The sequence below is a fragment of the Bacillus sp. IS1 genome (assembly GCF_032461585.1).
Lineage (GTDB): Bacteria > Bacillota > Bacilli > Bacillales > Bacillaceae > Bacillus > Bacillus velezensis.
In genome coordinates this window covers 1-260 of record NZ_JAWCWR010000042.1, presented here as the reverse complement: position 1 = coordinate 260, position 260 = coordinate 1, and the positions used below count along the sequence as shown (strand labels likewise).

Here is a 260-nt window from a genome sequence, read left to right as displayed (position 1 = left end):
AGCTTGCTCCCTGATGTTAGCGGCGGACGGGTGAGTAACACGTGGGTAACCTGCCTGTAAGACTGGGATAACTCCGGGAAACCGGGGCTAATACCGGATGCTTGTTTGAACCGCATGGTTCAGACATAAAAGATGGCTTCGGCTACCACTTACAGATGGACCCGCGGCGCATTAGCTAGTTGGTGAGGTAACGGCTCACCAAGGCAACGATGCGTAGCCGACCTGAGAGGGTGATCGGCCACACTGGGACTGAGACACGG

Annotated in this window: 1 rRNA gene; it reads left to right on the top strand. The window is 56.2% G+C overall.

Annotation, left to right across the window (positions count from 1 at the left end):
- Positions 1 to 260, top strand: a 16S ribosomal RNA gene (locus tag RUW00_RS22885); the annotation flags it as partial.